The sequence below is a fragment of the Barnesiella sp. genome (genome assembly GCF_022723415.1).
GTDB classification, from domain to species: Bacteria; Bacteroidota; Bacteroidia; order Bacteroidales; family Barnesiellaceae; genus Barnesiella; species Barnesiella intestinihominis.
This window is the reverse complement of record NZ_JAIJHU010000004.1, coordinates 34,341-57,367: the sequence shown is the minus strand read 5'-3', so window position 1 is coordinate 57,367 and position 23,027 is coordinate 34,341. Positions and strand designations below refer to the sequence as shown.

Below are 23,027 nucleotides of genomic sequence, written 5' to 3'. Positions count from 1 at the left end.
AATGTTTTTATTTGTTTTCATAATTTTCTAAATTAATGTTCAATTTTAATACGTTTACTTTCTCTGTTCCGAATAATCCTAAAAATGGTTTTTCAATTGTTTGGTCTACTATTTCTTTTACGGTAGTTTCGTCCATATTTCTGGCTGCGGCAACACGCTTTACTTGTACGTATGCACTTTCTGGCGTGATGTCAGGGTCGAGACCAGAACCACTGGCTGTGACCATTTCTGCCGGTACATCTTTACGTTCCAAATAAGGGTGGTGTACCAAGAAGGTGTCGATACGAGTTTCTACTTCTGCCAAGTATTCTTCGTTCGTAGGTCCTTTGTTGCTACCGGCAGAACTACTGGCATCATATCCATCTCCGGCACAAGAGGGACGGCCCCAGAAATAGATGTCTTCGGTGAAGACTTGCCCTACATTGGCTGCACCCACTATTTTCCCATCTAAGGTCGCAACCTCGGCGTTTCCAGAGTTTGGCCCTGCGAATTGGGCGAATATCCATAATATCAGTATATAAAATACTGAGAAGAAAAGGCAGAAAACTAATGTTAGCCTGATTGATTTTATGAAATTTTTCATTGTTGCTTTTATTAAAAGAATAATCCTATTACTAAATCTATGAGTTTAATGCCGACGAATGGAGCTATTATACCACCTAATCCGTAAATGAGCAGGTTGCGGCGGAGTAAAGCCGAAGCTCCGATAGGCTTGTATTGAACACCTCTTAAAGCCAATGGAATCAATATGGGAATAATGATTGCATTGAAAATAATGGCCGATAGAATAGCACTTTCGGGGCTATGTAATCCCATAATGTTCAGTGAAGCTAATTCTGGTACGGCTATCATGAATAGAGCCGGAATAATGGCAAAGTATTTTGCGACATCATTGGCGATGGAGAATGTGGTAAGGGTTCCGCGAGTCATTAATAATTGTTTCCCGATTTCTACAATTTCGATTAATTTCGTCGGATCGTTGTCCAAGTCTACCATGTTTCCAGCTTCTTTGGCTGCCTGAGTTCCACTATTCATAGCTACACCAACATTCGCTTGGGCCAAAGCAGGAGCATCGTTGGTTCCGTCGCCCATCATGGCTACCAGTTTACCGGCACTTTGTTCTTTCTTGATGTAGTTCATTTTGTCTTCGGGTTTGGCTTCTGCGATGAAGTCATCTACACCGGCTTTTTCTGCAATGTATTTGGCCGTTAATGGATTATCCCCGGTAACCATGACTGTTTTAACTCCCATTTTACGCAACCGTTCGAACCGTTCCTGTATTCCCGGTTTGATAACATCTTGTAATTCTATGACACCGGCAGGTTTTTCATTGACGCTAACTACAAGAGGGGTTCCTCCATTTTTTGAAATCTCTGTGATACGATTTTCCAAATCTTGTGGAATTTCGTAGCTTGCGTTTTGAGCAATTTTTCGAATAGCTTCTGCTGCCCCTTTTCTAATCCGAGTACCGTCTGCTAAATCTACACCGGAACATTTTGTTTCGGCACTGAATTTGATAAGCTTGCTACCGGTTGTATTCAAGTTGTGTACTCTTAAACCCGATTCACGAGCCAGTTCTACGATAGATTTACCTTCGGGAGTTTCATCGGATAGAGACGACATCATACAAATTTCGGCAAAAGCATGATTTTCCAAACCGTTGGCGGGATAGAAATGGGTAGCTTTACGGTTTCCGATTGTAATAGTTCCTGTTTTATCCAAAAGGAGAGTATCGATATCTCCGGCAGTTTCTACTGCTTTTCCCGATTTGGTAATTACATTTGCTCTCAGAGCTCTATCCATTCCTGCTATACCGATAGCTGAAAGCAAACCTCCAATTGTCGTCGGGATAAGGCAGACAAACAACGATAAGAAAGATGCTATTGTAATAACAGTTCCTGTATAGTCGGCAAACGGTTTAAGGGTTACACATACGATTAGGAATACCAGTGTGAAGCCGGCTAAAAGGATTGTCAGCGCAATTTCGTTAGGAGTTTTTTGTCTGGAAGCGCCTTCGACGAGAGCAATCATTTTGTCCAAGAAACTTTCTCCCGGTTGTTGTGTGACAAGCACTTCGATGCGATCCGAAAGGACTTTTGTTCCACCGGTCACTGAACTTTTGTCACCACCGGCTTCTCGAATTACAGGAGCACTTTCTCCGGTAATCGCACTTTCGTCGATAGAAGCCAATCCGTTTATGATTTCACCATCGGCTGGTATGGTATCACCTGCTTCACAGATAAATACATCACCTTTTTTCAGTTGAGAGCTACTTGTCGTTTTTATTTGTCCATTGACAAGTAGTTTTGCCGGAGTTTCTTCGCGGGTTTTTCTCAGACTATCAGCCTGTGCTTTGCCTCGGGCCTCAGCGATAGCTTCGGCGAAGTTGGCGAATAATAGTGTGATAAACAAGATAACAAAAACCCATGCATTGTACACGAATGAACCTTGAGCGTTGTCAAAGATGGAATAAATCATCACAAGGAACATAATGGCTGTACAAACTTCTACCGTGAACATGATGGGGTTTTTCACCATGATTCGAGGATTCAATTTAACGAATGATTGTTTTAAGCTCGTTAAAACTTGCTCTTTTTCAAATAAAGAAGCTGATTTATTATTTTTCATATCTATCGTTCTGTTATTATAAGCTGAAATGTTCTGCAATAGTACTTAATGCTTGAACCGGGAAGAATGACAGAGCTGCAACGATAAAGATGACAGCGAAGGTCATGACACCGAAAGTAACTGTATCGGTTTTTAAGGTTCCTGCACTTTCTGGTACATATTTCTTATTGGCTAATAATCCTGCAATGGCAACTTGTCCTACGATGGGAAGGTATCGGCTGAGTATCAATACTATACCGCAAGAGTAGTTCCAGAACCATGTATTATCACCCAATCCCTCGAAACCGGAACCATTATTGGCGGCACAGGAAGTAAATTCATAAAGCATTTCGCTTAGTCCGTGGAATCCCGGGTTATTCAACCAACCGCCTTCGTTTTCGACAAAGGAAGGTGCATGAACATATAAATAGGCCGCTAATGAGGTTCCTACTAAGATGACAAATGGGTGTAACAAGGCAACGATCGTAGCGATTTTCATTTCTCGAGCTTCTATTTTTTTGCCGAGGAATTCGGGGGTACGACCAACCATCAATCCACTGATAAATACGGCGATAATGATAAAAGTAAAGTAGTTCATCCAACCTACACCTACACCACCGAACCATGTATTGATTTGCATGTTCAGCATTTCGATCATGCCAGAGAGAGGCATGGTAGAGTCATGCATACCGTTTACAGAGCCGTTGGAAGTAACGGTGGTTGTCACGCTCCAAAGCGCCGTAGCAGCAGAACCCAGTCGGACTTCTTTTCCTTCCATAGCACCGTTGTCTTGTGCTATACCCATTGCGTCGATGCGCGGGTTGCCACCTGTTTCTTGGGATACATTTATCCATACCCCGGCTAAGTAAGCAAATAGCATTACTCCGAAAATACTGTATGCTAATTTCTTTCGTTTAAGGTAAAACCCAAAAGCGAATACCATAGCCATAGGTAAAATCAATATGGCCCAACATTCTATCATATTAGTGAGATAGGTAGGATTTTCAAGAGGGTGCGATGAATTTACTCCGAAGTATCCACCTCCGTTCGTACCTAATTGTTTGATGGGAACTATCGCCGCAGTAGGACCTTGCGATACATATTGTGTTTGTCCTTCTATTGTAGTCACTTCCATCTTTCCGTCAAAGCCCATAGGGGTCCCTTCTATAATCAGTATGAATCCGATAACGAGGCAAATAGGAAGTAAAACACGGGTACAGCTCCTTACTAAGAAGTACCAGAAGTTTCCAATTGTTTTGGTCGTTTTAGCGGCCAATGCCTTCATGATACCCGCCATTGCCGCCATACCGGTTGCAGCGGTGATGAATTGGAACAGCATGATAACGAATAACTGGGTGAGATAGCTTAGCCCACTCTCTCCGCTATAATGTTGTAAGTTACAATTCACGAGGAAGCTGATACATGTGTTGAATGCCTGATGAACAGACTGTCCTAAATTGCCGTCTGGATTTAGGGGCAGTACTCCCTGAGAAACTAACAATATCATTCCCCAGAAAAACCAAAAGAGGTTTATCACGAGCAATGCTTTCAGGAATTGTTTCCAGTTCATCTCTTCTGTTGGATCGACACCTCCCAGTTTGTACATGATTTTTTCGATGGGAGTCATGAAGTCCGACCAAACTTTCTCACCTTTGAAAACCTTTGAAATGTATTTCCCGATGGGGTAGGCGAGTACGACCATCAGGACAATTTGTGCAATAACACCTAATATCTCTGTATTCATTGTGTTTAATCTTTATAAATGACTAAAACTTTTCGGGTTTTACTAATACATACATCAGATACCCGAACATAATTACGCTGATAATAAATAATGCAGTGTACATGTTAAATCTCCTTTTAATTAAATTTTTTCAAACCAGTCTATGCACTTATAGAAGAGCCAGAAACAGGCAATTCCACTGAGTATACAAACTCCAAAACCTAATGCGTCAAATTCCATGTTACATTTTTTTTAAGTGAATACTAAATTATTTTTTTTCGGTTTGGGGTATGCCAAAGTTGTGCCAATATTGTTTTTGAATATTTTAATTGGTTCATAATTAGTATTATAAATGAAAAGGGAGTATCTGTTCACCAGATGCTCCCTTTTCATTTTGGTAGGGTTGTGTATTATTTTGAAAAAAATTAGAGTTTATATTCTTCTATTTTTCGATATAAAGTGGTAAGTCCTATTTTTAGGAGTTTTGCAGCTTCGGTTTTATTACCGTTTGTATAGTCCAGTACTCGGGCGATGTGGCGTTTTTCCATAGCCGATAATTCGAAACCACTATTATTACTACTTTTTTCCTTAAAAGTTGCATTTTGTATTTCTATGGGTAAATCTTCGGGGTGTAACTCATCACTTTCACAAACAATAAGACTTCTTTCGATAACGTTTCTGAGTTCACGCACATTGCCTTTCCATTCTTGTTGTTCGAGCATGTCGATGAATGCTTTGGAAACCGTTTTCGAGGAATGGGTCATTTTTTCGGATAAGGATTGTACAAATGCTTCGGTTAGAAGTCTAATATCTCCCGGACGTTCTCTCAAAGGCGGTAAATGTATTTGGAAAACCGACAGCCGATAAAACAAATCCTCCCTGAAATGCCCTGCATTTATTTCTTCCGGCAAGTTTCGGTTGGTTGCTGCAATAATACGAACATTTACAGATGTCGGTTTGGTTTCACCTATTTTGATATATTCTCCGGTTTCTAATACTCGAAGCAACTTGGCTTGCAACTCTATCGCCATTTCTCCGATTTCATCTAAAAATATCGTTCCGTTGTGAGCCTCTTCGAAAAGTCCCTTTTTGTCTTTCAAGGCTCCGGTAAAGGAGCCTGCTTTATGTCCGAATATTTCGCTTTCCAAGAGTTCTTTGCTAAATGCCGAACAATTTATTGCAACGAAATTTCCTTTATTTCGTTTGCTCTCGTGGTGAATCGCTTGGGCGAAAACTTCCTTTCCTGTACCGGTCTCTCCGGTTAAAAGAACCGGTACATCGGTTGATGCCACTTTTCGTGCCAACGCGATAGCTTCCAGCAAAGGCTTTGACTGACCAAGAATAGAATTGAATGAATATTGCTGAAAGGTTTCTTTTTCGGGACGATTTTTTACTCCGTTAGTTCGAGCTTTTTCCATAGCCCGACTAATCAGAGGAATAATTTTGTTATTGTCGTCACCTTTGGTTATGTAGTCGAAGGCTCCGTTTTTTATGGCTTGTACCCCGTCGGGTATATTTCCGTGGGCTGTTAATAAAATGATTTCCGATTCGGGCGATATTTTTTTAATTGTTTTTATGAAATCTACACCATTCCCGTCGGGGAGAAAAACATCGCATAAGACAACATTGGGAGAATACTCCATTTGTTTTACTGCCGCTTTACAGTCTCCTGCCTGTAAAACTTCATATCCTTCCAGCCCTAAAATGCGGGCTAATAACTGTCTTATCTGTGGTTCATCGTCGATGATTAGAACCTTATTTATAATATTCTCATTCTTACTCATGCGTGCAAAGATAGGATATATTTTTGTTCCGAAAAAGCAGATACAGAAAAGGCGAGACATTGCATGTTCCCGCCTTTATAGTTTATGGAAGATTTATTAAAGAGCAATTTTAAATGTCGGACCGTACCCTTCTATGGAGATGAAATATATGCCATGAGGGAATCCTTCTATACTGAGAACCGTTGTTTCGTGTTCGGCTGAAATTTGTCGGCTCAAAATGCCTTGATCGGTATATATCGAAATCAATTTTCCAGTTTGAATGCCGTCAATTTGGATTGCGTTATTGTGTCTGACAATAGAAATATTTTTATGAATATTGGTTATGGCCGAGGAGGTAGATAGATTGACCGAGAAAGCATCGGAAAATGCAGTTTCCATAAACGAATGTGCCTTTACACGTACAGTGTAATCTTTTTTATCGAGATTAGAGAAACTGGCCTTCTTTTCGGTAAGTCTGGTTTTCGTGTCGACAACTTGTCCATTGGCAGATAATTCGACACTCCATGTGTTACCGTCGGTTCCGTCCCATAAAATGTCGAATGAATTTTCGGTTTGATTTTCTGTCCGTAGATTCGTAGGTATCTGCGCTACTGTTTCCCAACTGTAATCGGTATCGATAGCGCCCATACACCATGCTTGATTCCCTTCGGGCTCTGCTAAGTTGGCCGTGTGGTCTCCATTACCTTCTGCGAAATTGAAATTTTTAATCAGTCCTGTCGCGGACGGTTCTACTTGTTTCTGATAATTATTTTTTATTTCTTCTGCTGTGCGGGCTACACTCCAAAGTCGAAAGTCTGCCATTTTGCAATTGCAAGGATTGCCCCACGGAGCAGTTCCCAAAAAAAGAGGCTTTCCATCGGCTTCCGTATTATATCCTGTTGTATTCTCCTGTGTTCCGGCTACTTCACCGTTAACATAGACAATCATCTGACTTCCGTCGGCGACACAAGCGATGTGAGTCCAGTTCTCTTTCCAAGAAGTAGGATCGATCCATATAGATGCTCCGTCCAACTGAAATTTAAACCACCCGTCGAATCCTAATGCAAATCCCTTGTCGTTGTGCATATTGCTGGCGAAAAATCCGGTACTATTGTCTATATATAACCATGTTTCTAAAGTCATTTGATTAGACCCGATTGTCGTTTCCAACGCATTCATACCGGCAGCCGATGTTTTGAAAGAAATAGCTCCGATGTCCGCTTTTGTAGGCATAGCTGCAAAAAGACAGGCTGTTATTAAACCTGCGATTTTGAATGAAGTAATTATTTTCATAGATTTGAAATTTAAATGATTAAAGAATTATTTACTAAGAATTTCTAAAATGGATTTTCTGAATTTTTCTATTTCTGCGTTGTTTTTCGAGTATTTTTCGGGCGATTGGTATATAGATTGGAAAAGGGTTTCGCTTTTGGCTCTTCCTATTTTCTTTTCGAGCTTGGCAAGGTATTCATAGTCTTCCATACTGTCTCTCCAACGTTCCATTCGTATCGATACTACGGGGCTTGTGCTGTTGAAATATTGGCCGGGGTAAATCAGCACACCGTCGCCCTCGGGGAGGTCTTTGCGAAAAGCCAATGTGTCGGATTCGGCATAGGCATTGACTGCCCAATATAGGAATCCGGTGGTACGCTCTTTCCAGCTGCGCCATAATACAGCTCGATGCTGATATCCGTCCATCGTGAGTAATAAATTGGGTTGCTCTTCTCCGGGTCCCATGCAGACATAAGTCCACCATTCTTCATTGCCTCGGAGAAGAGAACGGCATGTGTCTGCGTTGGCTTCGTTCGCTTGTAAAGCCCAAGCGCTCATACTGAAAATTTGAGTGTCTCCTCGCCAAAGGTCGAATACGGAAAACAACCGGTCTTTGTATTTCCCGTCTTTTGGTCCGCAGTAAAAGGTCGTGAGGACTTTTGCTTCGGGCATGAGCTTGTGTATTTCTTGGGAATATTGACCGATGAGGTGATATTCTTTCATATAAGTAGGTTCGTCCCATAAGTAGAAGTAGGATTTATCGAGTAAATCGGTTTGTTTTAATTGCTGTAATAAGCTGTCCAATTCGTTGTGTGACAGAGAGTGGTAGGGGACAGCGAACCGATTGAATCGTTTGTCCGATAGGAAAGGAACCGTTCGCTTGTCGTTCCATTTCCACGGAGATGAAGATGCTTCATGTTTCATGCTGTTGGCCAACCATGTGGAGAAATAGGGGTTCATGCGATAATCAAGGCATAATTCTGCCCATTCCAGTTTGTTTTGCAAAGTTTGTTCTTTCGAAGCCGAGTCGATGAGATTCTTTTCTATGATCCCGAATGCTGCTGGTAGCGAAGGTGTCGAGGGTAATGCCGTGTCGTACACTTGCAGATCGATTTTTATTTTTTGCCGTTTTCCGTTACCATCGATCGAAATTTGTTCTTCGTATTTCCCCGGTCGGGTCGACTCGGCCGTATGGAATGTAATCCATAGTTTAGCGATAGAGTCGTTTAAAGTAACTTGTTCTCCATCTATGGGGACTAAGGCATCGTCGAATCCATATACCGATTTGATTTGCCGACAACTATATCGGATAGAATTGTCGGCATTTTCGTTTCGATGTATTTTATAGGTCTCTCCCGGACAGCCTTTGAAAACGATTTGGATATGTTCCGCTTCATTTTTAGCGAGGAATAACGTGCCGGAATTTCGAGGTTGAACTTTATAAAAATCAGATGCTTTGTCGGTCGAAGGTATAAGGTAACATTCGATTGTTTGTTGACAAGAGATTAAAAAGAATGTACAGCTTATGATGAGAAGCCGATAGAAAAGGTGATGTTGCATATCGAAATATTTATTCTGTGATGTTTTCAATTAAATTTTTACGTAGAGCCAATGCGTATTTGCTTTGATCTGTGTAGTTCGAGGGACTCTTATAAACGTTGTTGAGAAGAGATAAGGCGGCCGATCGTCCGAGTTTTTTTTCGTACAAGACCAGCATGTCGTAATCTTCGGCTCCATCGCGCCATCGTTCCAACCGGACAGAGGTACAAATTTTGTTTGTGCCGAACGATTCACCGGGATAGATGAGTATCCCGTCTCCTTCGGGCAGTTCAGGGCGAGGTCTGAGGGGATAAACGCTGGCGAATCCGTTGACGACCCAATATAGGAATCCGGAATTTTGTTCTTTATAATTACGCCACATGGTCGCCCTGTTACCGATAGCGGTAGAATTTGAAGCAAGCCCCGGAGTGTTAGACATGCACACGTAGCTCCACCATTCTTGTCCTGATTTTAATTTGGCTTTGCATTGCTTCGAGCGATTTTCATTATCCTGCAACGCCCATACGCCAGTACAATAAATAGATGTCGCTCCATTTAGAATGTCGAATACGGCGAATAAATCGTCTTTGTGTTCTCCGTCGGTAGGGCCGCAATAGAATGTAGTGAGCACTTTGGCTTCCGGTGCATATCGATGAATGCGATCCGAAAGAGTTTTGATTTGTTCATATTCGTTGGTCTTTGTAGGTTCGTCCCATACATAAAAAAATGCTTTGTTTAGCAATCCGGTTTCGCGAGCTTTATTCAGCATTATCTCTAACTCATCGTCGGATAACCCATGCGATGGCAAGGCAATACGGCTAAAACGTTTGTCTGCCAAGTATTCCCAAGTGCGATCGTCATTCCATGCGTATGGCGAGGAGAAACATTCGGTTTTCATCGTTCCGCTCAGCCATGTGGAAAAGTAGGGCGATATGCGATATTCCAATAAAAGATCCGAAGCTGCTTTGCGCTTTTCTATTTTTTGTTCTTCCGATAGACCGGTGAATATGAAATTTTGAGGGTTGATTCCGAATACCGAGGCAATAGATGGAGTTTCTGGCAAAGAGGCGTTAACGACATTAATCGATATAGCTACGGCATATTCTTTGTCATCGGTTTTGAATCGTATGATTTCTTTATGTCGTTTAGCCTCGGCTTCGGACTTGACTTTAAAAGTGAGCCAAGCTCGCACTACTTTGTCGTCGGGTTCTATTTCGTTATCGCAAGGAATCAGAACATCGTATTTCCCGTTGAAAGCTTCCAGTTTCCGACATTGAAATTCAATGGCATCGTTGTTACCGATACGTTCTATTTTCAGCCTTTTTTTACTATCGGTTTGTATAACGAGCTGTACACTTTCGTATTCGTTACGAACCATATTTATATCGTATCGGTTTTCTGGATCCGAGTTGGAATAATTTTCTATGTTATCCAGACTGTTTAATAGCCAAGTATTGGTCGCTACGGAGGGAACGTCGTTGTCCGAATTTTCTTTTTCACCCGGCCCGTCGTCTTTACAGGCGGCAAGTAAAAACGAGAATAGTATTATATAATAAAAATGTGATGATTTCATACCTACAAGACTATTTAGTTAGTTTAATCAGTTTTACGCCATGCGCAGGAACAGAAAACGAGACTGAGTTATTTTTGATTTCCATTGATTCGTTTTTCCACAAATCGGTGATGTGACCGTCTCCGATATAATTTATGGTTTGTAGTGGAAAGGTGTAAGATTCTATATCTTTATCGGTAGTGTTAAATATGGCGATATAGTGGGTCAATTCGTCTTCGCTTTGAGCATACCAAGCGATTATTCCATTTCGATCGAACAATTCTTTATTTCCTTTGGAATATTGATTGATGTCAAGTACCTCTTTATTTGTAATCAAGTTTAGCGTGAAATCGTCTATTTCGGGTAGATTACAGCCAATCATCAGAGGGGATCTAAACATGGCCCATAGTGTGAGCATTGTGTATTGTTCGTCTGGTGTAAAATTACTCATTCGGGGAGTCCCTCTCATGGCTCTTTGTGCCATTGGGCCTATGGGGAGCATATCGGCGTCGGGCCAGTGCCCTTTACAAATATACTTTTGCCATTTCCGGCAAAGTGGAAATTGTTCTTTCAGAGCCTCCCAGTCGTCCCAGAAGTCTTCGGAAATGCGCCATAGTTGGGCTACGCTTTGCAAATGTTTTATGTTCTCGACAGGGGCAGGGCCGGGAGAAAGGCTCAGGACAAAGGGCCTTTTTCTTTTTCTTGCGGCTTTGGTTATCGCTTCTATTTCGTCGTGTGCATAAATGGGAGATAGTAAATCGTCGGCCTTTACATAGTCTATTCCCCATGAATCATAAAGTTCGAAAAGCGAGTCGTAGTATTCCTGAGCTCCGGGCTTACTCATGTCTATCCCATAAAATCCGAAATACCATTTGCATCGAGAATCGGTATTGACAATGTCTCGTGCTCGATATGATGTCCCTTTTATGGGCGTATTAGCTTCGACCGCTTGAATGGGAATACCTCTCATGATGTGTATACCCAATTTTAAGCCTCTGCTATGCAGATAATCGGCGAGAGGTTTCAACCCTTCTCCGTTTTTTGCAGATGGGAATTTTTCCGTATCGACGATGAGGCGTCCGAATTTGTCGATGATTTGATGTGGCGTTGACGATTCATATTGCTCCAAAGTCTCCATGCCGGGCGCATACCAACCGGCATCGATAACAATGTATTCCCAACCGTATTTTTTCAGATTTTCGGCCATGAAGTCGGCATTGGCTTTAACTTCGTCTTCTGTTACAGAAGTTCCAAAGCATATCCAGCTGTTCCAACCCATCGGTGGGCGTTCGGCTAATATTGCGGTGGATTCCGGTTGGTTGGTTTTGTTGTCGTTGGTGCAATTAGAACAAAGTAGGAGTATGAGTAGCCCTATTGCAATTGAGGTTTTGATGTTCATGATATTCAGTTATCGGGGTTAGGATAAGTATGTTATACGTTATTGCCGAAGGATCCGGCAATAACGTATAGCAATAGTTTAATCTAATACGCAGCGGACACTATATCCTCTGTTCCTGTCGTAAGGATAAAGGGCGGCTCCTGAATCGTTAAGTGTGAATCCGTATGTTACTCCCTGATTGGGGAAGTTTACGGGATCGGGATTCCACGGGTACACATCTCCGTCTTTGGGAGCTGTCGAGGTCCAGAAATAGGTATTGGCAAAGGCTTCTATTACATCGTTTTCAGGTATGCTCCAAATGTATCCAGTCCCAGCCATATTGAATCCGATAGAGTTCATACCGACATCTCCGGCATTAGGATCCCAATAGCTTTTTTCTTTTAATATGGTGGCGGGCATAGTGGGGTCACCGCAAGCATTGATTAAGAAGTCCCATTCAGTTTTAGTCGGTATGTGCCAACCTTCGGGCGCTATACCTTGAATTTTTTCACCTTCTTCTGCTCCACGAGTGCCCCGCATGGTGGCGGTCCATGTGTAATACCCTCCGAAAACTTTTGTCCAAGATTCGTCTTCTCCTTCTTGGGGAGTATAGAATTTTACATCATTTTCTCCAAGAGGAGTTCCGTCGGAATAGGTCGTCGCTCTTAAATTGTCGGCCAACCATACGGCATAATCTTCGGATATAGGATCGAAAACACGACATACGCGATATTCTTCGTTGTCACGAGGATCGATGAAAGGTTTATAAAAACGGAACAATTTCATGCTGCGAATTTCGCTGCGGGACAAGGTTCCTTCGTTTTCACTTTCGACCGCCCAATATAATTCACCTCTTTTGTATTCGCCTACGCCCAGTTTACCGAGTAAGTCGTCGAGGTCTTGATGGGTGAGAGATGTGTACATTTCGGTTCCGATATCAATTCTCTCGATGTTGTTCATCTCTTCATCGAGGCTGAATATAAGAGCGTATGTAGCTCCTTCTTTATCGCTTTCCCATTCGAATTTCAGTTTTCGTGTGGGATTTTCGTACAAAAGATCAAACTCTTCCAAATCGTCGGGCGCGTATAGTGTAATGTTGCTCTCTTGCCCTTTGGGGTCATCGTCATTGTTGTCTTCGGAACATGAGGTCGTAGCAATGAGTAGTGTTGCTGCTAAATAAAAAAGTGATTTTTTCATTGTAATTGTGTTTTTAGGGTTGATGAATTATTTAGTGATTTGTATAGTACCGATTTGTAGCCAGTCGTTTATGAATTTCCCGTTTTTTACGGCAAGATTCAATCCCGGTTTTTGATTTTGGGTATCGTCTGTAATGGCAACTGCCAATATGTATTGTCCGGCTGGGACAATTAAAGATTCGCTGGTTTTATACGTTTTATCGGTTCCTTTTATCCATGCCGACGGTTCTGCGTTTTCATCGGTGATCCGTTGTTTTATTTCATGGCTTTCGGGATCGAGTAGGGCAAATGAAACTTTATATTTATAGTTCCATCTTTTGTTATTGTTGGGACATACGCCTACCCCGCTATTTCGCCATGTATGCTTTATGGATAATGTATTTCCCATTTGTACCGATGCTGGATATTCTATTTGGATAGGGGTTAATCTGTATCCACCGTTACTAATGAAGTCTTTTACCAAATCTTTGGCGTGGGTTATCCAACCTCTGGTTTCGGTAGCCTCTCTCAAATCGAGTGTATTGGCATGTCCTCGTATAGCGTCTTTATAAGCCTGAGTATAAAAGTCGGACCATGATTTGAATTTGTCGGCATAAAGCGGATCGGTGTTCCACGGTTGATAGCTGTCGGAATTTCCTCCCCAATAGCAGCCTTCGGCTATGAATGCTTTTTGTGGGAAAAGCGAGTTGATGATATTGACTTCTGCATCTTGGAACCAATAACTGCCGATTCCGTCACGGCGAGTCAAAAAATCGTGTTTGTCGATAGCCAATCGTTTTTCATATTCGAATCCTATTTCTGTTCCAAAGTTCACGACAAGCAAAACATTTTTGAAATTCTCGGCATATAGGTCTGTAATCCATTGATACACTTTGAATTTATTATTGTTGTTCAAATATTGTACGTGATGCCCTTCACCCCACCAGCCTAAATTGTAAGCGTCGATAAAATCTACTTGTTCGGGATTGTCGAATTCTTTGGCGAAAGCACGGATAAAATTCCCGAATTTTTCCTGAAAGACGGGGTCGTCGGCATAGGGAGTCCAGTTGTTGTTTTCATTTGCAGGGTCCCAGAGCTTATGGACTGCATAACCTTTGGCTCCGGCCTCTCTTACGAAGTCGGGAGTACCGTTATGAATATTGTCTTGTCCGTCGATGTAAACTCTGAATGCCAATTTCAATCCTCGGTCAAGGGCGCCTTGAATGAGCGCTTTGAAATTCTCGTCATGTTCCCATGCGTATTTACCTTCTTCTGGTTCGAGCTCAGACCATCGGGAACGCCAATAGAAAATAGAAGCATATTTTTCTGCTGCGGCTCCCTGTTGATTCCAATAGGTATTCGCTTGTGCGACGTAGTCGTTTGCATCGTCGTATAAAGTCCAACCCGATGCTGGATTGCGGATAAGTGTATTTAGGTCGGGTTCGAACGAGATTATTTCATCTCCCGATTGTAGATTGTCTCCGCCACTGTTCTTTTCACTGCACGCTGTAAGATTCATGCAGATACAAAATAGGAATAAATTAGGAAACAGATATTTAAAATTTAATTTGTTCATAACTAAAAACCTTCGTTATTTTTAAGATTTGGATTTTCATAAATTACCGATTGTGGTATTGCATATAGAATGTGTTTGGGTTCGGCCATAAGCTTGCCACGAGCAATGGCATTGGATATTAGTTCTCCATGACGAATCAAATCGGGGCGACGCATGCCTTCCCAACAAAACTCCCAACCTCTTTCTTTTAATAGGTGTGCTCTGAATGCATCTTTATCGGTTATATCATTTATCTCTTTTTCGTATTTGCTGCCTTTGTAATTATCGAATGCTCGTTCCCGTATTTCATGAACGAGGTCTTTGGCCTCTTGGGTCGGACCGTATATTTCGTTCAGAGCTTCGGCTCTGGCCAATATTACTTCGGCATATCGGTTTATTACGTATTCGCTGGCATCCCATTGCCCTGTCGTGCTAGGATTTTCTTGGTATTTCATTGGAACAGCACCCGGTTTACCCGTGTATTCAGTACGGCGGTCGACCATCTTTTTTCCATTCCAATAGGTCGCCAACAAAGCATTTCTCCGTTTGTCTTTGGGATCATAGGTGTCGTAAAAATCCCAGGGAACAAGGAACCCTCCCCATTTAGTCAATGCTATTCCGTTTTGCGATACATAATCGGCGGGTAATGCATGTGCGAGGAAACAGTTTCCTAAGCCGCCTTCGGGGAAATTGGGTATTGGGAAAATTACTTCGCTGTTCCTTTGATTCGAAGGAGACCATATTGACATGTAATCTTTTTGCAGGGAGTATTCTCCGTCTTTTATCATGACTTCGGTAATCGAATCTACCCGATTCCACCACATCATAGCTTTGCCTTCGTCGTTTCGATAGTGGCGTTCTTGACCGGCTTCATGCATATAGAGTTTCAACATATACATTTGAGCGATACCTTTGGTCATTCTCCCGTATTCGCTTGCCGCGAGCAGACTGGCCGGTTTCAAATTTTCTTCTGCTTCTTTTAATTCAGTGTCTATGAAGTTGACATACCATTCTATCGAGGGCCGTTCTGGCATATAAGATTGGGCTTTTTGAGGATCGAGGGCTATATCTGGATCGGTAATTAATGGTACTGTTCCGTAGAGATCATATAGATCATATGCCCACATAGCTCTGAGACATCGGACTTCGGCCATATATCTGCGTTTTATTGGAGCGGATATAGATATTTTTCGCATGCGTTCCAGCAGAGAGGTCGCTTTGGTAACAGCGGGAACTAGTCCGGTATAAAATTGCCCTAAATCGGTTGTTTCAGCAGTCCACAGAAAATCGAGTTGTTTGTCCCATACCCAGTTGCAGTCACATTCATCGGTACAACCGATTTGCATAGTTAGTAGAGAACCCCATGCACAATTATAGCGATCCCAGCCTCCGCCACGTAGTTCGTGGTATATCCCGGTGACAGCGGCTTTGACATCGTTTTCGGTAGTCATCACGTTATCGGAGCCAAGTTGATCATAAGTTTCGTTTTCCAAAGAGCACGAATATGCTGCTATGAGAAACAGCGAGGAGAAAAATATATTTTTAGTTTTCATAATTCATATAGGATTAAAAGGTTATGTCCACTCCAAAAGAATAGGTACGTTGATTGGGGTAACCGGCTTTGAAATCGGTTTCCGGGTCATTGCCAGAGTAAGGTGTAATTACGAAGGGATTTGAAACATCTGCAAAAATCCGGGCTCTGGAAAATACTTTCCGTATCCATTTTTGAGGAAGTGTATAACCCAGAGTGATATTTTTACAGCGTATGAACCAAGCGTCTTCCCACAGATAATCAGATGGCTGCGGGTATTGGCTTACGAATCCAGACGGATATTTGCTGTGTGGGTTTTCACTAGACCAACGTTCGGATATTTCTTTCATCATGTTTTGTCCGTTTAGAATAAAACGAATATTGGGAATGGAGAATTTTCCACGCGTGGCGTTGTTGACGATTCGGTCGAACATGCCGTAAAAGAATATATTCAGATCGAAACCTTTGTATTCGAATGTATTTCCAAATCCGATTGAGAAGCCCGGATCGTATGTTCCCAATAATACGATATCCGCTTCATCGATAATCCCGTCCGGGGCATCTGTGTATTGAACGTTTCCGTTTTCATCGGGTATAAGGTTCCCGAAGTCGTCTCGGAGATAACCGTTTACGTCTTTTATTTTATATTCACCGGGCAGCAGGTTGGGCATGGAAGCGGGAGGTGTCTCGTCTATACCCAGAACTCCGTCGGATAGGTATCCGTAGTGAGCTCGAATGGGATCATTCGCTTTTTGCCAAGGGCTTAGTTCGTCTTCGGGATTACGCTCTTTCCAACGGTCTACATATCGGGTGAAATTAAGTTCAGTGTCCCATTTGAATTCTCCTGTAAAATTTCGGCTTTTCAAGGAAATTTCTATACCGGTACTTTGAGTTTTTCCGATGTTGGCGGCTACCGTAGATACTTCCATGAATGATTTTAGCGAGCGGTAACCCAAAAGGTCTTTCACTTCTTTTTTAAAATATTCGAATGTACCACTTAACCGTTGGTTGAAGAATCCGAAATCCAAACCAAAGTTAAATTCGGTTGTTGTTTCCCATTTTAAATCTGGGTTGGCGATTTGCGATTTTGCCGTTCCGGTGTTAATCGAATTGCCAAACACATATTGTTGCCATGCTGCCGTATAGTATTCAAAGGCGTTATTCCCGATTTCACTGTTACCCGTCTGACCTAAACTTATTCTCATTTTTAAGTCGGAGAGGAAGTCGACGTCTTTTAAAAAGTCTTCCTGTTTGATACGCCATGCAAATGCTCCCGACGGGAATATTCCGTATCGATTGTTTTCACCGAATCGGTTTGAGCCATCGACACGAGCAGTGAGAGTGAAAAGATATTTATCGAACAAGTTATAATTTATTCGACCGAAGTAGGAGATGAACATAGTTTTTGACTTGTTGGAAGCTACCGTGGGGCGGGCTGCTTCTCCGGAAGCCAGTGAGTTGTATTTGAATATATCGGTGAAAAATTGTGAATTGGCGGCAGAGAATCCTTCGTTGTTGAAATCTTGATAGGAATATCCTGCTAAAATATTGAACTTGTGCGCTTTTGCAATATTGAAATTATAGTTTACGGTTGCTTCTAACAAGCGGTCGAATTGCTGTGCCATACTTTTGCTGGCTTTTCCTCCTTCTTGCTTACCGTATAATGTAGTAGTGGGTATGTAGGAATTTCTTACGCCGTTTTGGTCATCGAATCCTATATTGATTTTCGCAACCAATCCTTTTATGATTTCTGCTTGAAGAAAAGCGTTCACCAATAATCTTTTAGTTTGTGTATAGTCATCTATTTCGAGCATAGAAACAGGATTGGGTACAGTAGTCATTCGATCGCTTTGCGCATAATCCCCGTTTTTGTCTCTGACAGGTGTCGTCGGGTCGTACGACATAGCCGAGTTTATCAATCCAGAGTTTTCGAAGTCTTCTGTTCCCAATGGAACATTCGAGGACTTGATGTAACTTTGAGTCGCATTGATTCCGTATTTGAATATTTTATTTATTTGATGTTCGATGTTCAGACGTCCGGTATAGCGGGTGAAGTCACTGTTTCGAACAACTCCGTTTTGATCGAAGAAGTTGAATGATGCCATGTATTTCAGGTTGGAAGTTCCGCCAGATACCGATAAGTTGTGTTGGTGAATCATACCTTCTCTGGTAATTAAGTCATACCAGTCGGTTCCTTTCCCCGCATTTTTTATATCTTTTGCTTCATAAGGATAGACGATGGGGTCTTTTATCGACGATGGGTTCGTATTTCCGTATGGATATACTCTGTTGTTATAGAGCCATTGCTCTTTGGCGAATTTGTTGGCTTCGGTCATGAATTCTTCGGCCGTCATCATTTCCGTCTTGTTGGCAATTTGTTGGACGCCATAGTTTGCGCTGTAATTGACAACGGGTTTTCCCTCGCGTCCCTTTTTAGTCGTAATGATGATAACACCGTTCGCAGCTCTTGCTCCGTAAATAGCCGTGGAAGAAGCATCTTTTAGAATCTCTATGGATTCGATGTCGTTAGGGTTGATAGAGTTCAGAGGATTACGAGACCCGAAATCGCTATATCTGTTGTCTGCCGCCGGTTCGACTTGGGATCCTCCTACTGGAAATCCGTCGATGATGTATAAAGGTTCGTTTCCGGCTCCGGTAGATGCTTCGCCTCGTATACGCAGAGTGACGCCGCCACCCGGTTGTGCGCTGTTTTGAACCGATGTTATCCCGGCGGCTTTTCCCGATAACATGTGAGAGATCGATGTGTTGGCTGCCATCGGAAGATCTTCGGTTTTTACCGAGGTAACAGCTCCTGTCAGGTCGCTTTTTTTCATACTGCCATATCCGATAACGACCACTTCGTCGAGGTCATTTATCTTTTCTTGTAGGGTGGCGTTCAATATATTCCCTTTTCCTAATTTTAGTTCTTGGGTATCGTAGCCTACATAAGAGAATTGTATAACAGATTTGTCGGGTACAGTTAAAGAATAATACCCGTCTATATTGGTTATCGTGCCTTTGTTGGCTCCTTTTGCAATGATACTTACCCCGATGAGCGGGTCACCTTGTTTATCGGTTACTCTACCGGAGATTTTTTTGCTTTCGGCTGTGCTTCCTGTTTGTTTCGAATCTTTTTCAGGGGCTTTAATGATTCTTACCATTTTACCTTCTATTTCGAAAGAAACCGGTTGGTTTTGGAATATGGTTTCCAATACCTTTTCGATAGGTTGGTTTTGCAAATCGGCATTGACTTTTTGTCGTAAGTTTACATCATTTGTTTTGACAGAGAAAGAATACCCTTCTTGATTCCGAAGAATTTCCAAAGCTCTTTCTACTGTTATATTCGGGAAGTTGACAGATATGTTTTGTCCGTATCCCATAAAGACGAAGCATAATAAAAATGGGATTATGCCTTTCTTGCATCTTCCGACAATGTCGGCGAAGTGATGAATTTTGTGCCTTTTCATGATAAATTAGTTTGATTGTCAATAAATTTCTATGATTTTACCATCTCGTTTGATTGTTAAATATCCGTCTAAATTCATGGCCGATAGAATGTCGTCTAAAGTTTCGTTGTTGACAAATGCCATGTGATAAGGAATTTGTTTGAGTGAATCGTTTTTGATAATTATGTTGACATCGAAATTCCGCTCTAACTGTTTGGCAATATCTTCCAATGTTTCGTTTTTGAAATAGTATTTTCCATCTTTCCATGAAGAATAGTCGGATAGGATAAAATTTTTCTTTTCCAGATTGTGGGTTGTGCGATTGTAATAAACTTGTTCGCCCGGAGAGAGGATACATTTCATTTCTTGGTCTGTCGTACTCGGATAACAGAACGCTACCGATCCATCGAGAAGGGCTACTTCTATTCTGTTGTCGTTGCTGTACGATTTTAAATTGAATTGGGTTCCTAAAACTTCTATACTGCTTTCGTTCGATTTAATGATGAATGGTTTTTCTTTATTTTTTGCCACAGAAAAATGACCTTCTCCCGTAAAGAATATTTGCCGGAAACGGCCGATGAACTCTTCGGGGTAAATAATAGTGCTGCCGGCATTCAACCATACAGTGGTGTTATCGGGCAAAGTGATATGTTTGATGTCGCCATATCCGGCACTTTTTTCTATCCACACTATGTTTTCTTCTTTTTGGTGTTGATAGAATAAGTACCCCGAAAATATAATCAGAGGGAGAATGAGGATTGCCGCAATACGTTGTATCCAGAGAAACAAGTTTGGTTTTTTAGACTTGTTTTCTTGGGGTGCGGAGCTCAGTAATCGAGCTTTGAATTGTTCGAAAGCGGCTTGTATCTCTTCGGGAGAAGTAGATGATGTAGTATCTTCCAATTCTTCCCATAAGGAGAATAATAACTTTTTGGCTTCTTGGCTGTTACCGTTCTTGAAAAACCAACGTTCGACCTTATTGCTTATTTTGGGCGTGCACCGGTCGAAAAAATAACTGGATAGTTCTTGTCTGGTTGGAGTTGGATTCTGCATAATTTTATCTTATATAATATTATACGATTGAAGGAAATTACACACGTAACGACCGTGAAAAAAATTTAATATAAATCTTTATTGGTAAGAAAATGACGATAGGAGATAACAGCTATTTATTTAATAAAGAATATAAATAGCCAGAAAAGGAAGTCTCCTAAATTTTTTTTAATGGTAGCCAATGCGAGGCTGATGTGTTTTTCTACCGTACGTTTGGATAAACCGAGGGTTTTGGCGATTTCGTCATTGCTTAAGAATTGTTCTCGGCTCATTTGGTATATTGTTCTTCGTTGCGGAGGCATGTTTTGCAACGTACGATTGACAATGGATTTTATTTCTTTGATGTTATATTCCGAATCGATTTCGTACTGTAAATTTTGTGGAGTAGACAACATTTTTTCTTGGTATCCGAGCGAATAGTGTTTTTCTCGAAAAAAGTCGTAAACTTCATTTTGTACGATGGTGAATATGTAACTGCTCAAAGTGTTGTCGGACGAGAGTTTTTCCCGATTGGACCACAACTTTAAGAATACATTTTGTGCTATTTCCTCGGCTTCGTATTGATCTTTTATCATACCGAATGCAAAGCTTTTAACCCGAGGATAATATGCGTTGAACAAAATCTCGAATGTTTTGATTTTGCCTGCACGTATCTCTTCTATTTGTTGACTGGTGATTTGCATAAAGTGATGCTGTCGAGGAGCAGCTTGTTTTATCGGCATCAAATTACGGTAAAAAATGATAGAAAAACAATATTTAAGGAATGAAAAGAATGAAGTTTTATAATTCTAAAAAATCTACATAGATAAATCAATAATTACCTATGTAGATTTTTTAGAATAAATATTAATATTTATTGGTATAATTGTTTCCAACGGAGATTTTCTTTGTAGGCCGCTTGATTAAAACGTTTCCATGATTTATTTGAAGGTGAGGTCCAGCCACATTCGGCAAAAGCCGCTATACGAGGATATAATTTACGGTACATGTCCGAAGGGGTAGGTATCCATTCTCCCCACATTTGGGCTCCTATTCCGATAATTAAATCCGTTTCTTTTCCGGTGATACCCGCCAAAGGATCGAAATGGTATGCTTTTTCGAGAGAAGTGTATGCCGTGTCATAATCGAGGTAGGTATATTCGTGATAGGAGTTAACCACTTGGTATCCTTTTTTGACTGTTTGTTTGATCAAAGAAGGGTCTCCTCTCCAAAAATGTACGATGGTTCCTTCTGCAAGCGATGCTCCGGAGGCTGCATCCTCAAAATCGGTGTAATCGTGTATTTTAACTCCGGTAATTTCATTCCAGCCCATCATGTGCTTTTTTTTGCTTTCCAGGTAATGGGAAATGGTATTTGTGAACCATATTTGGAGATCGGCAGGTGTTTTTATATTCTGTTCTTTCATGAAATTACGTACCTGTGCCGATTTTTTCCATTGGTCGTATTTGACTTCGTCTCCTCCGATGTGAATTGTTTCCGAGGGGAAAAGGTTGCATACTTCGTCTAAAACATCTTTTATAAATTGTATGACTTTGGGATCGGCGACGTTATAAGCATGGTATTGTACTCCGAAGCGTGTAGGAACCTTGATAGATTGTTTTTCTGTTCCTAACTGGGGATAAGCTGCAATAGCCGCAGAAGCATGCCCCGGCATTTCGATTTCGGGAACGATAGTTATTTGTCGCTTGGCTGCATAGTCTATTATTTCTTTGATTTCTTCTTGTGTATAAAATCCCTCGTGTACTTTTCCATCGTAAATGTTACTGTTCCAGTTCCCTATTTGGGTAGAATCTCGTTTCCCTCCGATTTTGGTCAGTAACGGATATTTTTTTATCTCGATTCGCCACCCTTGATCGTCGGTCAAATACCAATGAAACGTATTCATTTTGAGACGAGCCATTTCGTCCAATAGCTTTTTAACTTCTTCTTTTCCTTTGAAATAACGGCCTTCGTCCAGCATGAGAGCCCGCCAGAGAAATTTAGGGCTATCGGCTATTTCGACGAACGGAATAACAAGCGTATTGTTTTGAGATGTTATTAGTTGTCGGAATGTCTGTAATCCATAGAATAGACCTTTTGTATCGGAGGCCGTAATTTTTGTTCCATAGTCGTTGGATACGAGCCGATAGCCTTCTAGGCCGATTGTATCGGGTTTTATGTCGAACGTTAAATCGGCTATCCATTTAAAATTAGTAAACTTACATTTGACACCGGTATCGGACAAGAGGTCTTCGATATAATCTTTGTCCAGTCCGCTTTCGGGAGATAGGTAAATCGATAAGTTTTTCCCTATTGGCCTATATTGAGTTCCGATGGCGATTTGGTTGGGGTAGGGGATTATGTGGACTGTTCCTGTAAAGGGCTGTTGTCGGCAAGACGAGAATAATAAAATGATAATCAGTAGATTGAAATTTGATAAATTTTTCATGGTAC

The 23,027-nt window shown here is 41.5% G+C and carries 16 protein-coding genes; all 16 read right to left on the bottom strand.

The window, feature by feature from the left end; all coding sequences use genetic code 11:
- Positions 1–7: 7 nt before the first annotated feature.
- Positions 8–583, bottom strand: a complete 576-nt coding sequence (locus QVD32_RS01630; protein WP_021892186.1) for a K(+)-transporting ATPase subunit C — start codon at positions 581–583, stop codon at positions 8–10.
- Positions 584–594: 11 nt separating this feature from the next.
- Positions 595–2,628: a potassium-transporting ATPase subunit KdpB gene (gene kdpB, locus QVD32_RS01625; protein ID WP_046412748.1), complete on the bottom strand. Its 2,034-nt coding sequence runs from the start codon at positions 2,626–2,628 to the stop codon at positions 595–597.
- A gap of 16 nt (positions 2,629–2,644) precedes the next feature.
- A complete protein-coding gene (kdpA, locus tag QVD32_RS01620) occupies positions 2,645–4,351 on the bottom strand; it encodes a potassium-transporting ATPase subunit KdpA (RefSeq protein WP_008860746.1) in 1,707 nt (568 codons plus the stop codon).
- Positions 4,352–4,373: 22 nt separating this feature from the next.
- Entirely contained in the window at positions 4,374–4,454 is an 81-nt protein-coding gene (gene kdpF / locus QVD32_RS01615) for a K(+)-transporting ATPase subunit F (protein WP_083855828.1), read from the bottom strand.
- A gap of 301 nt (positions 4,455–4,755) precedes the next feature.
- Positions 4,756–6,093: a sigma-54-dependent transcriptional regulator gene (locus QVD32_RS01610; protein ID WP_118687562.1), complete on the bottom strand. Its 1,338-nt coding sequence runs from the start codon at positions 6,091–6,093 to the stop codon at positions 4,756–4,758.
- A 117-nt stretch (positions 6,094–6,210) separates the two neighbouring features.
- Positions 6,211–7,386: a LamG domain-containing protein gene (locus QVD32_RS01605; RefSeq protein WP_021892189.1), complete on the bottom strand. Its 1,176-nt coding sequence runs from the start codon at positions 7,384–7,386 to the stop codon at positions 6,211–6,213.
- Positions 7,387–7,413: 27 nt separating this feature from the next.
- Entirely contained in the window at positions 7,414–8,925 is a 1,512-nt protein-coding gene (locus QVD32_RS01600; RefSeq protein WP_021892190.1) for a DUF4091 domain-containing protein, read from the bottom strand.
- Positions 8,926–8,935: 10 nt separating this feature from the next.
- Positions 8,936–10,477: a DUF4091 domain-containing protein gene (locus QVD32_RS01595; RefSeq protein WP_021892191.1), complete on the bottom strand. Its 1,542-nt coding sequence runs from the start codon at positions 10,475–10,477 to the stop codon at positions 8,936–8,938.
- Between the two features lie 10 nt (positions 10,478–10,487).
- Positions 10,488–11,855: a glycoside hydrolase family 27 protein gene (locus QVD32_RS01590; protein ID WP_021892192.1), complete on the bottom strand. Its 1,368-nt coding sequence runs from the start codon at positions 11,853–11,855 to the stop codon at positions 10,488–10,490.
- 78 nt (positions 11,856–11,933) lie between these two features.
- The gene (locus QVD32_RS01585; RefSeq protein WP_021892193.1) at positions 11,934–13,031 is read right to left on the bottom strand and encodes an FISUMP domain-containing protein; all 1,098 of its coding nucleotides are present in this window, start codon (positions 13,029–13,031) and stop codon (positions 11,934–11,936) included.
- Positions 13,032–13,058: 27 nt separating this feature from the next.
- The gene (locus tag QVD32_RS01580) at positions 13,059–14,528 is read right to left on the bottom strand and encodes a DUF4832 domain-containing protein (protein ID WP_229033593.1); all 1,470 of its coding nucleotides are present in this window, start codon (positions 14,526–14,528) and stop codon (positions 13,059–13,061) included.
- A gap of 59 nt (positions 14,529–14,587) precedes the next feature.
- Positions 14,588–16,117, bottom strand: coding sequence for a RagB/SusD family nutrient uptake outer membrane protein (locus QVD32_RS01575; protein ID WP_008860737.1), 1,530 nt, complete (start codon positions 16,115–16,117; stop codon positions 14,588–14,590).
- Positions 16,118–16,130: 13 nt separating this feature from the next.
- The gene (locus QVD32_RS01570) at positions 16,131–19,562 is read right to left on the bottom strand and encodes a TonB-dependent receptor (protein ID WP_021892195.1); all 3,432 of its coding nucleotides are present in this window, start codon (positions 19,560–19,562) and stop codon (positions 16,131–16,133) included.
- A gap of 18 nt (positions 19,563–19,580) precedes the next feature.
- Positions 19,581–20,594: a FecR family protein gene (locus QVD32_RS01565; protein ID WP_021892196.1), complete on the bottom strand. Its 1,014-nt coding sequence runs from the start codon at positions 20,592–20,594 to the stop codon at positions 19,581–19,583.
- Between the two features lie 116 nt (positions 20,595–20,710).
- Positions 20,711–21,316, bottom strand: a complete 606-nt coding sequence (locus tag QVD32_RS01560) for an RNA polymerase sigma-70 factor (RefSeq protein ID WP_008860734.1) — start codon at positions 21,314–21,316, stop codon at positions 20,711–20,713.
- Positions 21,317–21,447: 131 nt separating this feature from the next.
- Positions 21,448–23,022, bottom strand: a complete 1,575-nt coding sequence (locus tag QVD32_RS01555; protein ID WP_021892197.1) for a beta-N-acetylhexosaminidase — start codon at positions 23,020–23,022, stop codon at positions 21,448–21,450.
- Positions 23,023–23,027 lie beyond the last annotated feature (5 nt).